Origin of the sequence: Hydrogenophaga aromaticivorans (assembly GCF_013387465.1) — a bacterium.
GTDB lineage: Bacteria > Pseudomonadota > Gammaproteobacteria > Burkholderiales > Burkholderiaceae_C > Hydrogenophaga > Hydrogenophaga aromaticivorans.
Genome location: NZ_VYGV01000016.1, coordinates 620,815 through 634,295, shown reverse-complemented (window position 1 = coordinate 634,295; position 13,481 = coordinate 620,815). Strand labels below are relative to the sequence as shown.

The 13,481-nt window shown below is 69.0% G+C and carries 10 protein-coding genes; 6 read left to right on the top strand and 4 right to left on the bottom strand.

Annotated features, from left to right (window positions below; all coding sequences use genetic code 11):
* The first annotated feature begins 41 nt into the window (after positions 1 to 41).
* Entirely contained in the window at positions 42 to 566 is a 525-nt protein-coding gene (locus tag F3K02_RS20135) for a GNAT family N-acetyltransferase (RefSeq protein WP_246309597.1), read from the top strand.
* A gap of 25 nt (positions 567 to 591) precedes the next feature.
* Here the strand turns inward: F3K02_RS20135 and F3K02_RS20130 are convergent, their stop codons facing one another.
* On the bottom strand, positions 592 to 2,700 hold the full coding sequence (locus tag F3K02_RS20130; protein ID WP_177137389.1) for an AsmA family protein: 2,109 nt from the start codon (positions 2,698 to 2,700) through the stop codon (positions 592 to 594).
* 193 nt (positions 2,701 to 2,893) lie between these two features.
* Here F3K02_RS20130 and F3K02_RS20125 point away from each other — a divergent pair, with 193 nt between their 5' ends.
* From F3K02_RS20125 to F3K02_RS20110, 4 genes are read left to right on the top strand one after another with little or no spacing between them, the layout of a single operon-like run.
* Entirely contained in the window at positions 2,894 to 4,060 is a 1,167-nt protein-coding gene (locus F3K02_RS20125) for an MlaE family ABC transporter permease (RefSeq protein WP_246309595.1), read from the top strand.
* A complete protein-coding gene (locus F3K02_RS20120; RefSeq protein ID WP_177137388.1) occupies positions 4,060 to 4,887 on the top strand; it encodes an ABC transporter ATP-binding protein in 828 nt (275 codons plus the stop codon). Before F3K02_RS20125 ends, F3K02_RS20120 begins: the two co-directional genes overlap by 1 nt.
* Positions 4,884 to 5,915, top strand: coding sequence for an MlaD family protein (locus F3K02_RS20115; RefSeq protein WP_177137387.1), 1,032 nt, complete (start codon positions 4,884 to 4,886; stop codon positions 5,913 to 5,915). The genes F3K02_RS20120 and F3K02_RS20115 overlap by 4 nt, the downstream gene beginning before the upstream one ends.
* Positions 5,912 to 6,520 carry a PqiC family protein gene (locus tag F3K02_RS20110; protein ID WP_177137386.1) on the top strand — a complete coding sequence of 203 codons (609 nt, stop codon included), beginning with the start codon at positions 5,912 to 5,914 and terminating at the stop codon, positions 6,518 to 6,520. The genes F3K02_RS20115 and F3K02_RS20110 overlap by 4 nt, the downstream gene beginning before the upstream one ends.
* A gap of 6 nt (positions 6,521 to 6,526) precedes the next feature.
* On the opposite strand, the gene F3K02_RS20105 is transcribed toward F3K02_RS20110, so the two are convergent.
* Positions 6,527 to 7,291: an enoyl-CoA hydratase gene (locus F3K02_RS20105; RefSeq protein WP_177137385.1), complete on the bottom strand. Its 765-nt coding sequence runs from the start codon at positions 7,289 to 7,291 to the stop codon at positions 6,527 to 6,529.
* Positions 7,292 to 7,434: 143 nt separating this feature from the next.
* Here F3K02_RS20105 and F3K02_RS20100 point away from each other — a divergent pair, with 143 nt between their 5' ends.
* A complete protein-coding gene (locus tag F3K02_RS20100) occupies positions 7,435 to 9,714 on the top strand; it encodes a patatin-like phospholipase family protein (protein WP_177137384.1) in 2,280 nt (759 codons plus the stop codon).
* Between the two features lie 145 nt (positions 9,715 to 9,859).
* Here the strand turns inward: F3K02_RS20100 and F3K02_RS20095 are convergent, their stop codons facing one another.
* Together F3K02_RS20095 and F3K02_RS20090 are read right to left on the bottom strand one after the other, a co-directional pair.
* A complete protein-coding gene (locus F3K02_RS20095; protein ID WP_177137383.1) occupies positions 9,860 to 11,068 on the bottom strand; it encodes an acetyl-CoA C-acyltransferase in 1,209 nt (402 codons plus the stop codon).
* Between the two features lie 9 nt (positions 11,069 to 11,077).
* Positions 11,078 to 13,477: a 3-hydroxyacyl-CoA dehydrogenase/enoyl-CoA hydratase family protein gene (locus tag F3K02_RS20090; protein ID WP_177137382.1), complete on the bottom strand. Its 2,400-nt coding sequence runs from the start codon at positions 13,475 to 13,477 to the stop codon at positions 11,078 to 11,080.
* Between the last annotated feature and the right edge of the window lie 4 nt (positions 13,478 to 13,481).

Below are 13,481 nucleotides of genomic sequence, written 5' to 3'. Positions count from 1 at the left end.
GGCCATCGTGGGGGTCCGAATGCGCTTGTCGGCAAGAGAAAATGGCACCCTCATTCAACGCGCACCAGAACGCACGCCCCATGCTGACGATCCGCCCAGCCACCCCCGCCGACGATGACAGCCTCTGGCAGATCATGGAGCCGATCATCCGCGCGGGCGAAACCTACGACTTCCCGCGCGACACCCGTCGGGAGGCCGCCCTGGCCGCCTGGCTGGCGCCTGGCTTCCAGTGTTTTGTGGCCGAAGACGGGCAGCGGGTGCTGGGCACGTATGTGCTGCACCCGAACCGCCAGGGCGGCGGGTCGCACGTGGCGAATTGCGGCTACATGACGGCGGCCGATGCCACGGGCCAAGGGGTGGCGCGCGCCATGTGTGCGCACTCGCTGGACACGGCGCGGGCGCAGGGTTTCCGGGCGATGCAGTTCAACTTCGTGATCGCGAGCAACCACCGGGCCGTGAAGCTGTGGACCGGCATGGGGTTCGAGACCGTGGGCCGCCTGCCGGGGGCGTTTCTGCACCCCGTGCACGGCTACACCGACGCGCTGGTGATGTTTCAGCGCCTGTGAAGCCGGGCGCGAACGCGCCGCGCCATCAACGTGACTTTTCGACCGGTGGCGAAGCCGACGGCGAACGGGGCGCGCCCGCTGCGGCAGGCGGGTTGCACGGGTCCTTGGCTTCGCCGCTGCCGGTTTCGAGCAGCGGCAGGATGGCCGCCGCAGGACCGGCCACGGCCCCCAGGGCCAGCGCTCCCAGCACACGCCCGACCAACCCCTTCGGTTCGATGCCCACGGCCGGGTCTGCCAGCGTTCCGGTGATGGTGACGGGCGTTCTCAGGGACAGCAGCGACCAGTCTTTGGGCCGCGTGACCACGTGCAGGTTCAGCGATTCGTCGCGCAGGCTGACCTGGCCGGTGATCCACATCGTGCTGTCCTTGTTGTCCATCACGGCCAGGGTGGGTTTGATGAGGCCGTTGCGCGCCACCAGATCGAACCGCGCGCAGCGCAGGGGCAGCGGGCGGTCGCCGGTGATCACCACCTCCAGGGCCTGCGCGAGGTCGAGGCCCATGGCTTCGGTGATCAGGTGCGACAGGGTGCCTTCGCGCAGCCTGAGGTGCAGCGGGCCGTCGGCCGAGCCCAGGATGGCCGCCGTCGAATTGCCGGCACCCCGCAGGTGCAGGTTGCCGGAGAGCACGCCCGTGAGGTAGGCCTGCACCGACTGCTCTCCGCCCTGACGTGCCTCCTTGCGCTCGCGTTTGAGCGCGGCCGTTGCGGTGGCCGGCGGGGCCTTGCCTTCGGCCGAATCGGGCCGCAGCCCCCTGATCCAGCCGGCCATGTCGATGCCTTCGAACGCGAGGCGGGCTTCCCATTTCGCGGGGTTGGCGTTGCTGTCCAGCGCCGTCATGCCCTGGACCTGTCCGCCCGACACCACGGCCTGCAAGTCCTCCAGCCGCAGCACGCCACCGTCCAGGCGCACGCGGGTTTTCAGCTGGCGCAAGGGCGCCATGGCCTGGGTACCGAAGTCCAGCTCCTGGATGGCCATCTGCACATCGGCGTCCATGGCTTTCAGCGAGGGCAGGTCGAAGCGGCGTTGCGGCAGTGCGTGGCCCGAGGGCGTGTCGGCAGGAGCCGCCGTGCCCGCCTTTCGGTTCCCGCCGATGGCGGGTCCCAGATCGGCCAGCGCGAGTTTGGGGCCGGTGATCGTGCCGGTCAGGCGCGGCGGCTGGGTGCGCTGCTGGTATTGCATATCGCCCTGGAGGCGGCTGCTGCCGATGTGGGCGCGCGTCGTCTTCAGCCGCCAGACGCCGGCGTCCTGCTGCAGTTCGCCGCGCAGATCGAACGCCGGTGTTCGCGGCAGGGTCAGCCCCAGGGGTTTGCCCACGTCCGCCAGCGAGGGGCCGGCCACTTCCACCCTGCCCTGCATGCGCGGCGTGCCCAGCAGCGAAGCGGCCTGGCCGTCGAACAGCACGCGCGTGGACGCGACGGTGCCCTTGATCCTGACCGGCACCCAGGGGGCGTCGGCAGCGATGTCCGGGTCCTGCAGCAAGGGCAAGGTGCTGCCGGCGCGCACCTCCAGCTTGAGCGGCAGGGCGCGGTAGCGCCCGGTGAGCGAGGCCTGGTAGCCCGCGCCAGGGCCGCTCGCGGCGCTGCCTTCGCTGCCCCGCACCTGCACGGCCACGTCCGCATCCTGCATCGCATCGACCCATGCGATCTGTCCCTGGCTCACGGTCAGGTTCCCGAAGCTGGGCAACGCCGCCTCGACCGAAGCGTCGGCTTCTTTCGGGGACGTTTCTCTGGCACCCAGCTGCCAGTTGGCCAGGCCATCGGCGTTGCGCACCAGATGCGCGTCGAGCACGTCGGCACGCAGCGCCTGCAGGTGCAGGGTGTCACCGCGCCGCCAGCGCCACACATCGCCCCAGCGCCAGGCCAGGGTGGCGCGTTGCGCGTCCAGCAGGTGCGGCGCCTTGAAGCGGGGATCGGAGGCGATGCGCAGGTGTTCGACTTCCAGGCGCGGCCGCCAGATGAGATGCAGATTCACCGCGCCCTGCAACTGAACGGCCACGCCAGCACCGCGCGCCAAGGCGCGCTCCAGCGGCTGTCGCAAGAACGGCCAGCCGGCCACTTCGCCCGCAACGACCATGGCCACCAGCAGACCGACCACACCCGCCGATGCCCACACGGCGGGCCGACGGGTCCATGTCAATCGGTCCCGCGCGGGCACGGAAGGAGGCGGCGGAGGGGGAACATGGGGCAATGTATTCACATGGGTTGGAACAGCGCCAGGGGCGCACAGTTCCGGCTTGATCATAGAAGCCGGCGTCTCTTCTTTTCGTTCGCCAACGCACAGACAGCGCCGTCGATAGAATCCGAAACTCCAACGATGAGCAGGTTCTTTCATGCGCCAGGCCCCCAATGGAAATGCCTCGTCGGACACGATGGAGGCGAGTGACGAGACACGGGCCCCTGGTGCACGCTGGCTCTCGAAGGGCGAGGCGTGGGTGCTGGAGCTCAGCGGTGAATGGCGCGGGCACCGCGGCGCCTTGCCCGACCTGCCGGCCCCGGACATCGTGGGCCCGGTGGCGGTGACCGCCTCCGCGCTGCAGTCCTGGGATGCCGTGCTCGCGGGGCGCTTGTGGCAACAGCTGGACCCGCTCATGCGCCGCTCGGTGTCGGTCGATCTGAACGGTTTGCCCCAGGGCCTGCAAGAGGTCCTGGCACTGGCCTTGAATGCGGCGCCACCCGCAACAGAGACCCCCGATCCCCAGCCGCCCGGGCCCGTGACCCGTGTGGGCACTCGCGTCATCGACGCCTGGAACTCGCGCCACGAGAGCCTGACCTTCGTGGGTGAAGTGCTGCTCTCGCTGGGCCGCTGGATGCGCGGGGCCAGCGACATGCGGGCATCGGACCTGATGTGGCAGATCGAACAGACCGGGCCGCGCAGCCTGCCCATCGTGGCCCTGGTGAGTTTTCTCGTGGGCCTGATCGTGGCCTACATGGGCGCCGCACAGCTGCAGCGCTTTGGTGCCCAGACCTACATTGCCGACCTGGTCACCGTGGGTGTGGTGCGCGAGGTGGCGGCCTTGCTGGTGGGCATCGTGCTGGCCGGGCGCGTGGGCGCGGCTTTTGCGGCGCAGATCGGCAGCATGCGCGCCAACGAAGAGATTGATGCCCTCACCACCCTCGGCGTGAACCCGTTCGACTTTCTGGTGCTGCCCCGCGTGCTGGCGCTGCTCATCGTGGGACCCATGCTCACCGCCTTTGGTGCGCTGGTGGGCATGGGGGTGGGCTGGCTGGTGGCCGTGGTCATCTACGGTGTCACGCCGCTCGAATACGTGTACGCCAGCGTGGATTCGCTGACCCTGCCCCACGTGCTGGTGGGTCTGATCAAGGGCACGGTGTACGCCGTGCTGGTGGCCCTGGCCGGCTGCCTGCAGGGCATGTCGGCCGGGCGCAGCGCGCAGGCGGTGGGCGACGCCACCACCGCATCGGTGGTACAAGCGATCGTCTGGATCGTCGTGGCCGCCTCCGTGCTCACCGTGGTGTTCCAGCGCCTGGATTTCTGATGACCGACATTGCCCACCCGCCCCACGTCGAAGAACCGGCCCGCGCCGTCCAGCCCGCCGCGCAGGCCCCATTGGTGCGGGTGCGCGAACTCACCATGGCCTTCGGCGACAACGTGGTTCAGCGCGACCTCACGTTCGATGTGCTGCCCGGCGAGGTGCTGGCCATTGCCGGCGGCAGCGGCTGCGGCAAGAGCACGCTGATGCGCCACCTCATCGGCCTGCAGGTGCCGGCGGCGGGCCAGGTGTTCTACGGCGACCGCGACCTGTACGCCGCGGACGCCGCATCCCGGCGCACGCTGATGCAGGCGTTCGGCGTCACCTTCCAGGCCGGCGCTTTGTGGAGCAGCATGACCGTGGGCGAAAACGTGATGCTGCCGATGCAGGTGTTCACCGACATGAGCGCCGCCGAATGCGAACAGGAGGCCCGTTTCAAACTGGCGCTGGTTGGGCTGGCCGGCAGCTTCGACGTGGAGCCCGCCACGCTCAGCGGCGGCATGAAGAAACGCGCCGCCATTGCGCGGGCGCTGGCCCTGAACCCGCCCTTGCTGTTTCTGGACGAGCCCTCCGCGGGCCTGGACCCACTGACCTCGGCGAACCTGGACGAGCTCATCCAGCACCTGCGCGACGACCTGGGCACCACGGTCGTGATGGTCAGTCACGAGCTGGACAGCATCTTTGCCCTGGCCGATCGCCTGTTGTTCCTCGACGCCCAGACGCGCACCATGACCGCGCTGGGACCGCCGCGCGATCTGCTGCGCGAAGGCCCGGAGGGCGTTCAGCTGTTCCTGCGTCGCGGTGCGGCGCCGGAAGAAAAGGAACACGCATGAAACGCAAGGCCAACGCCACGCTGATCGGGGCCTTCGTGGTGGCCGGCCTGGCCTTGATCGCCACCGCCATCATTGCCCTCGCGGGCAACCGCTTTTTCACCAGCCAGGAGCGCGTCGTCATGCATTTCAGTGGTTCGGTGTATGGCTTGCAGGTGGGAGCGCCCGTTGTGTTCCGCGGCGTGCGGGTCGGCAGTGTCGAATCGATCGAGGTGTTCTACGACCGCGCCAGCGACAGCTTCTCCATTCCCGTGGTCGCCGCGCTCGACAGCAATGCCGTCGGCGGGCTCGACGGCAAGCGCGCCGATGTGGATGTGGGCCTGGCCCTGCCAGCCCTGATCAAGCGGGGACTGAGCGCGCAACTGGCCACGCAGAGTCTGCTCACCGGCCTGATGTATGTGGACCTCGATCTGCGTCCGCAGCGCGAGAGCAGCCTGCGGGGCACCTACCAGGGACTCACCGAAGTCCCCACCACGGCCACCGCCATCCAGAACCTCCGGGAGCAGTTCGAAGGCATGGACTTTCGCGCCATCGCCGACGACCTGTCGGCCATTGCGTCCTCGGCCCGGGCCATCGTGTCGGGCCCGCAGCTCAAGCAGGCCCTGGGCGACCTGGCCGCGATCACCGCGTCGTTCAAGCGCATGTCGTCGCGCCTGGACCAGCGCATGGACCCGCTGGCCAATGAATTGCAGCGCTCGCTGGTCGCCACGCGCGAAGCCATGGACGCCGTGGGAGCGTCCGCGCGGTCGGTGAACCAGAGCGCCGCCGGGGTGGGGCGCACATCGGCTCGCGTGTCCGAGCTGCTGGCGCCCGACGCGCCGCTGGTGACCAATTTGCAACGGGCCGCCGACGAGGTGGGGCGCACCGCGGCAGCGCTGCGCGAAGCCACCGCGGGTGACTCGGCACTCATGGTCGGTGCCGACAAGGCCTTGGAAGATCTGTCCCGCGCCGCCCGCGCGCTGCGCGACCTGGCCGAAACGCTGGAGCAGCAGCCGGACGCGTTGCTGCGCGGCCGGGAGGAGAAGCCATGAAACGCCGACTCGCACTGACGGGACTGGCCGGCCTGGGGGTGACACCCTGGCTGTTGACGGCGTGTGCCCGCCCGCCGGTGGCCACGCACTGGTACGAATTGCGCAGCCCGCCACCGGGTCCGGTGCCCGCCGCGCGTGCAGGCGACGGGGCATTGTGGGAGGTGGCCAGCACGGTGGTGTTGCCGGGTGCCCTGGACCGCGAAACGCTGGTGGTCGCCAGCGGCGCGGCCAGCCTGCAACCGCTGACCGGCCACCGCTGGGTGGAACCGCTGCGCGACGCCATCCCGCGCCTGCTGGTGGCCGATCTGGCGGTATTGCGCGGACCGGGACTGGTCTGGCGAGCCCCCGTGCCGCCCGGGGTGAACCCCGCCCGGCGCTTGCGGGTGGAGATCGTCACGCTGATGGCCGACACCGGGCGCCAGACGCTGCGCCTGCAGGCGCGCTGGTGGCTGACCGACTCCCGCCCGAACGGCGCCGCGCCGGGGCTGGGTCAGGCCGATGTTCACATCCCGCTGGCCGATGCATCGGTCGATGCGCTGGCCGCCGCGCACCGGCTGGCGCTGTGGCAGCTCGCGGTGCGCATCGTCGAATCAGCGCCGGTGTAGAAAACCTCAGACCTTCGAGAAGTCCGGCTTGCGCCGTTCCATGAAAGCGCCGAAGGCCTCTTTGGCGGCCGGCTCGCCGAGCATGCGGCCGAAGCTGACGCCCTCTTCGGCCATCTGCGCCATCACCAGCTGACTCTGGCTTTTTTTCATCAGGCGCTTGGTCTCGATCAGCGAGCTGATCGGCTTGGCCGCAAGCCTGCGGGCCACAGCCTGCGCGTAACCCGCGGCCTCCATGGGCGGCAGCACGCGGTTGACCAGCCCGACTTCGAGCGCGGCCTCGGCCATGAAGGGCTCGCCCAGCAGCAGCGCCTCGGCCGCGCGGTGGTAGCCCAGCATTTGCGGCACCAGCAGGCTCGACGCCGCTTCGGGACACAGGCCGAGGTTGACGAAGGGCATGGAGAAGGCCGCGTTGTCGCCCGCGTAGACCAGATCGCAGTGGAACAGCAGCGTGGTGCCGATGCCCACGGCCGGGCCACACACCACGGCGAGCGCGGGCTTGCTGAACTGCGCGATGCCGCGCAGGAAACGGAACACCGGCGAGTCCTGCGTCGCGGGCGGGTTGTTCAAGAAGTCGCCGATGTCGTTGCCGGCGCTGAAGGTGGTCTCGTTGCCCTGGAACAGCACGCAGCGCACGGCCGGGTCGGCATCGGCGGCTTCCAGCGCGTCGGCCAGCGCCGCGTACATCGCGGCGGTGATGGAGTTTTTCTTGTCGGGGCGGTTGAAGGTCAGCGTGGTGACGCCGGCTTCGGTGTGGACGAGGATGTCGCTCATGGGCTTGTGCTGGGTTGGGTTGCGGCCGTGCGCCGAAAAGGGCGCCAAGTTAACACGATTGCCGCGCGGTGTCTGGAGTGCCATGCCCAGTCGGTGACAGGCGCCTACACTCCGGAGATCAACGAGAAAGCCCGCGCCCCGCCATGTTGTCCACACGCCCGCTCGCTGTCCTGTGTCTGTCGCTGGCCCTGCTGGCCGGGCTCTGGCCGGTGCAGGCCGTTGCGGCCGACACGGGCCCCACCACCGCCCCGCCACGACCCCGCGTGGGCCTGGTGCTTTCGGGCGGCGGCGCGCGCGGGCTGTCGCACGTCGGCGTGCTCAAGGTGCTGGAGGCGGCCCGCGTGCCGGTGGACCTGATCGTCGGCACCTCGATGGGCGCGATCATCGGTGGGCTGTACGCCAGCGGCATGACGGCCGACGAACTGGAGCGCGAGATCCTGGCGCTGGAATGGGGCAGCCTCTTCGACTCGCGCGAGCCGCGCCAGCTGCTGTCGCAGCGGCGCAAGGAAGAAGACCTGGAGCTTTCTCCCGTGTTGCGGCTGGGCTTTCGCGATGGCGAATTCCGCCTGCCCACGGGCGCGGTGTCGACGCGGGCGCTGGAAACCATGCTGCGCCGCTACACCCTGCCCGCGCGACACCGGGCCAGCTTCGACGGCCTGCCGACGCCGTTTCGCGCCGTGGCCACCGACATGGAGACCGGCCAGGCCGTGGTGATGGACCACGGCGACCTCGCCGCGGCCTTGCGCGCGAGCATGTCGGTGCCGGGCGTGTTCTCCCCGCTGGAGCTCGACGGCCGCATCCTGGGCGACGGCGGGCTGGTGAACAACCTGCCGGTGGACGTGGCGCGGCGCATGGGGGCGGACGTGATCATCGCGGTGAGCATCGGCACGCCGCTGGCGGGCCGCGAAACGCTGGGCAGCCTGCTGGGCATCACGACGCAGATGGTCAACATCCTGACCGAGCAGAACGTGCAGTCCAGCATCGCCACCCTGACCACGCAGGACCTGCTGCTGCAGCCACCGCTGGGCACGCTGAATTCGGCCAACTTCAACCGGGCGCCCGAACTCGTGCGGCTCGGCACCGAATACGCCGAGTCGGTGCGCGAAGCGTTGAACCGCTTTGCGGTCAGCCCGGCGCAGTACGCCGACTGGGTCGCGCAGCGCCAGGCCGTGGCCGATACCGGGGTGACCACGGCGGGCAGCGTGGGCGCGCTGCGCTTCGAGGGTGTGGACGCTTCTCGGGCCCAGCGGCTGTCGCAGATGGTGGAGAGCGAACCCGGTCAGCCGATCGATCTGGCGCGCATCGAAGACGACGTGCAGCAGTTGGCGGCCACGGGCGACTACGAGCAGGTGGACTACCGGCTGGAGCGCATCGGCAGCAGCCGCGACGAAGCGCTGGTGGTGCGGCTGCGCGAGAACCGCTGGGGCCCCAACTATTTCCGGCTCGGACTCGACCTGCGCACCGATTTCGATGGCCAGGGCGCGTTCAACCTGCGCCTGAGCCACAACCGGCACTGGGTCAACCGGCGCGGCGCCGAGTGGCGCAACCGCTTCCAGCTGGGCGAGACGCTGGGCGCGTTCACCGAGTTCTACCAGCCGCTGGACCGGCGCGCCAACTGGTTCGTGTCGGCCTGGGCCGACGCCAGCCTGAAGCGCGTGGACGTGTTCGATGCCGAAGGCCAGCAAGTCGCCACCGGCAAGCGCCGCGGGCTGCAGGTGGGTGCCGACATCGGCTGGCCCATCGGCCTGCAGGGCAGCCTGGGCGAACTGCGGCTGGGCCTGGTGGGCAGCGCGCGCCGCGCCGCGCCCGACCTGGTGAGCAGCAGCGTGGCGGACCAGTCGCTGGGCCTGTCCACCCAGCGCTGGCGCGAAACCGGCCTGCACGCCGCGCTGATCTCGGACCAGCTGGACTACGCCAACTTCCCGTCGAGCGGCTACCGCTTCAAGGGCGACGTGGTTTTTGGCCGCTTGCGCAACAGCGGCAACAGCTCCGAATTCGTGCGGCTGGACAGCAGCTTCACGGCGGTGCGCTCGTGGGGCGAGCACACCTTCAACCTGGGCGCCCGGCTGGCCTACGTCAACCAGATTCCACTGGGCGCGCTGGACGAATACTCGCTGGGCGGTTTCCAGAACCTCTCGGGCTACCGCGTGGGCCAGGTGGCGGGCAACCACCTGCTGTTCGGCCGCATCACCTACTACCGGCGCATGCCCTGGAACGTGGGCGTGGCCCGCGCGGTGTTTGCCGGTGGCTCGCTGGAAGCCGGCAACGCCTGGCTGCAACGCAGCGACATCAGCTTCAAGGGGCTGCGCACCGGCTCCAGCCTGTTCATCGGCGCGGACACCGGGGTGGGACCGTTCTACCTGAGCCTGGTGCACGCCGCGCGGGGCTACACGGGGCTGTACCTGCTGCTGGGGCGGCCGTAGGACTCGCTCAGGGGCGGCGCGTAGTGAATCTGGACGGAGCGCAGTGCCCCCCGCAGGGACACCGCGGAACCGGCTTTGCCGGGCCGCTGGTGTCCGCCCCCTTTCAGGGGGTGACGCGCTGCCAGCGCGGCGCGGGGGTGGGTCGTCAGACCCTTTCGAACACTCCCGCGGCGCCCTGCCCCATCCCCACGCACATCGTGACCATGCCGTACTTCTTGTTGTGGCGGCGCAGCGCGTGCACCACGGTCGCGGCGCGGATGGCGCCGGTGGCGCCCAGCGGATGGCCCAGCGCGATGGCGCCACCCATGGGGTTGACCTTGGCCGGGTCCAGGCCGAGCGTGTTCATGACGGCCAGCGACTGCGCGGCAAACGCTTCGTTGAGTTCGAACCAGTCGATGTCGTCCTGCTTCAGGCCCGCGTTCTTCAGTGCGGCCGGAATCGCCTCGACCGGGCCGATGCCCATGAGGTGCGGCGGCACGCCACGCGAGGCGTAGCTCACGAAGCGGGCCAGCGGCGTGAGGTTGTAGCGCTTCAAGGCAGCCTCGCTCACCAGGATCAGCGCACCCGCGCCGTCGCTGGTCTGCGAGCTGTTGCCGGCGGTCACCGAACCCCGAGCGGCGAACACGGTGCGCAGCTTGGCCAGGCCTTCGAGCGAGGTGTCGGGGCGCGCGCCTTCGTCCAGGCTGATGATGCGGCTCGTGGTGCTGACTTCGGCGGTCTCCAGGTCCACGCTGCGGTCGGTCACTTCCACCGGCGTGATCTCGTCGGTGAACTCGCCGTTCTTCATCGCGATCACGGCGCGCTGGTGCGACTGCACGGCGAACGCGTCCTGCGCGTCGCGCGACACCTTCCACTGCTGCGCCACCTTCTCGGCCGTCAGGCCCATGCCGTAGGCGATGCCGTAGCTCTCCACGTCGTCGGTGTTGCGGAAGATGGTGGGCGACAGGCTGGGCGTGTTGCCCATCATGGGCACCATGCTCATGCTCTCGGTGCCGGCGGCGATCATCACGTCGGCCTCGCCCACACGGATGCGGTCGGCCGCCATCTGCACGGCCGACAGGCCGGAGGCGCAGAAGCGGTTGACGGTGATGCCGCCCACCGAGTTGGGCAGGCCGGCCAGGATGGCGCCGATGCGCGCCACGTTCAGGCCTTGTTGCGCCTCGGGAATGGCGCAACCGCAGATCACGTCTTCCACGGCCTTCGGGTCCAGGCCCGGCACCTGGGCCATGGCCGAACGCAAGGCGTGGGCCAGCAGGTCGTCCGGGCGCAGGTGCTTGAACGAACCCTTGTGCGAACGGCCGATGGGGGTGCGGGTGGCGGCGACGATGTAGGCGTCTTGAATTTGTTTGCTCATGTCGTGTCCTTAGTTGCGGACCGGCTTGCCGGTGTTCAGCATGCCGAGGATGCGTTCTTGTGTCTTGGGGTGCACGATCAGCGAGCAGAAGGCCTGGCGCTCCAGCGTCATCAAATATTCCTCGCTGACCAGCGTGCCCGGATAGACGTCACCCCCCGTCACCACGCCCGCGATCAGCGAGGCGATGTGGAAGTCGTGCTGGCTGATGAAGCCGCCGTCGCGCATGTTGACCAGGCTGCCCAGGATGGTGGCCTTGCCGTCGCGCCCGGCCACCGGGAACAGGCGCTTGTGCGGTGCGCGGTAGCCGCCGTTGAACAGGCTCTTCGCTTCGTTGATGGCCACGAACAGCAGCTCGTCCTTGTGCGGCACGATCACGTCGGAGTGCAGCACGTAGCCCAGCTTGCGGGATTCCAGAGCGCTCGTGCCGACCTTGGCCATGGCCGCGGCGGTGAAGCCTTCGGTGAGGAAGGGCAGCAGGTCTTTGCCGGTCGAGGTTTCGGCGTTTTCGGCCGCGCGGCGGGCGATGTAGGTCAGGCCGCCGGCGCCGGGCACCAGGCCCACGCCGACTTCCACCAGACCGATGTAGCTTTCCATGTGCACCACGCGGCGCGCGCTGTACACGGCCAGCTCGCAGCCACCGCCCAGGGCCAGGCCACGCACGGCCGAGACCACCGGCACATTCGCATAGCGCAGGCGCAGCATGGTCTGCTGCATGAAGCCTTCGGCGTCTTCGATGGCGCTCACGCCCACCGCCATGAAGGCGGGCAGCATGGCCTGCAGGTCGGCGCCTGCGCTGAAGGGCTCGTCGCCCGACCAGACCACCAGACCCTGGTATTCCCGCTCGGCCAGGTCCACGGCGCTCATCAGGCCTTCGCAGACCTCGGGGCTGATGGCGTGCATCTTGGTCTTGATGCTGGCGATCAGCACGTCACCGTCGAGCGACCAGATGCGGATGGCGTCGTTCTCTTCGATGGTGGTGCCGGCGGTCTCGAACTTCGGCCCGGCTTCGCCCAGCAGCAGCTCGGGGAAGTGCTGGCGCTGGTACACCGGCAGTTGCAGGCGGCCCTGGAACTCACCTTTGCTGGGGTTCCACGAACCCTGCGCGGTGTGCACGCCGCCGGCCTCGGCCACCGGGCCTTTGAACACCCACTCGGGCAGCGGCGCTTTGGAGAGCGCCTTGCCGGCATCGATGTCTTCCTGGATCATCTTCGCGACTTCGAGCCAGCCGGCTTCTTGCCAGAGTTCGAACGGGCCCTGCTTCATGCCGAAGCCCCAGCGCATGGCCTGATCGACGTCGCGCGCGGTCTCGGCAATGGTGGCCAGGTGCACGGCGGCGTAGTGGAAACTGTTGCGCAGGATCGCCCAGAGGAACTGGCCCTGCGGGCCTTCGGCGTTGCGCAAGAGCCTCAGGCGCTCGGCGGCCGGGCGCTTGAGCATGCGGCCATAGACCTCGTCAGCCTTTTCGCCGGCGGGCACGTACTCACCACTCTCCAGATCGAAGCGCTGGATGTCGCGCCCGACCTTCTTGAAGAACCCGGCCTTGGCCTTCTGGCCCAGGTTCCCCATCTCGATCAGCTTGGCCAGCACCGGCGGTGTGCCGAAGCTGCCGTAGAACGGGTCGGTCTGCTCGTTCAGGTTGTCCTGCAGCGTCTTGACCACGTGGGCCATGGTGTCCAGGCCCACCACGTCGGCGGTGCGGAAGGTGCCGCTGCTGGCACGGCCCAGGCGCTTGCCGGTCAGGTCGTCCACCACGTCGTAGGTGAGGCCGAAGTTCTCCACCTCTTTCATCGTGGCCAGCATGCCGGCGATGCCGATGCGGTTGGCCACAAAGTTGGGCGTGTCCTTGGCGCGCACCACGCCCTTGCCCAGGCCGCTGGTGACAAAGGTTTCCAGGTCGTCGAGGATCTGCGGCTCGGTGGTGGGCGTGGCGATCAGTTCCACCAGCGTCATGTAGCGCGGCGGGTTGAAGAAGTGGATGCCGCAGAAGCGCGGCTTGATCGCTTCGGGCAGCACTTCGCCGAGCTTGGTGATCGACAGGCCCGAGGTGTTGGACGCGACGATGGCGTGCGGCGCGATGAAGGGCGCGATCTTCGTGTACAGGTCGAGCTTCCAGTCCATGCGCTCGGCGATGGCCTCGATGATCAGGTCGCAGTCCTTCAACTGCTCCATGTGCTCTTCGTAGTTGGCCTGGCCGATCAGGTCGGCGTCGGCCGCCACGCCCAGGGGCGAGGGCTTGAGCTTCTTGAGGTTCTCGACCGCGCGGGTGACGATGCCGTTCTTCGCGCCTTCCTTGGCCGGCAGGTCAAACAGCACCACCGGCACCTTGACGTTGACCAGGTGCGCAGCGATCTGCGCGCCCATCACGCCCGCGCCGAGCACGGCGACTTTTTTTACTTGAAATCGGTTCATTGGT

Coding starts and splice junctions, on each gene's coding strand:
- F3K02_RS20135 (WP_246309597.1), top strand. CDS start 42: ATGGCACCCTCATTCAACGCGCACCAGAACGCACGCCCCATGCTGACG.
- F3K02_RS20125 (WP_246309595.1), top strand. CDS start 2,894: ATGCGCCAGGCCCCCAATGGAAATGCCTCGTCGGACACGATGGAGGCG.
- F3K02_RS20120 (WP_177137388.1), top strand. CDS start 4,060: ATGACCGACATTGCCCACCCGCCCCACGTCGAAGAACCGGCCCGCGCC.
- F3K02_RS20115 (WP_177137387.1), top strand. CDS start 4,884: ATGAAACGCAAGGCCAACGCCACGCTGATCGGGGCCTTCGTGGTGGCC.
- F3K02_RS20110 (WP_177137386.1), top strand. CDS start 5,912: ATGAAACGCCGACTCGCACTGACGGGACTGGCCGGCCTGGGGGTGACA.
- F3K02_RS20105 (WP_177137385.1), bottom strand. CDS start 7,291: ATGAGCGACATCCTCGTCCACACCGAAGCCGGCGTCACCACGCTGACC.
- F3K02_RS20100 (WP_177137384.1), top strand. CDS start 7,435: ATGTTGTCCACACGCCCGCTCGCTGTCCTGTGTCTGTCGCTGGCCCTG.
- F3K02_RS20095 (WP_177137383.1), bottom strand. CDS start 11,068: ATGAGCAAACAAATTCAAGACGCCTACATCGTCGCCGCCACCCGCACC.
- F3K02_RS20090 (WP_177137382.1), bottom strand. CDS start 13,477: ATGAACCGATTTCAAGTAAAAAAAGTCGCCGTGCTCGGCGCGGGCGTG.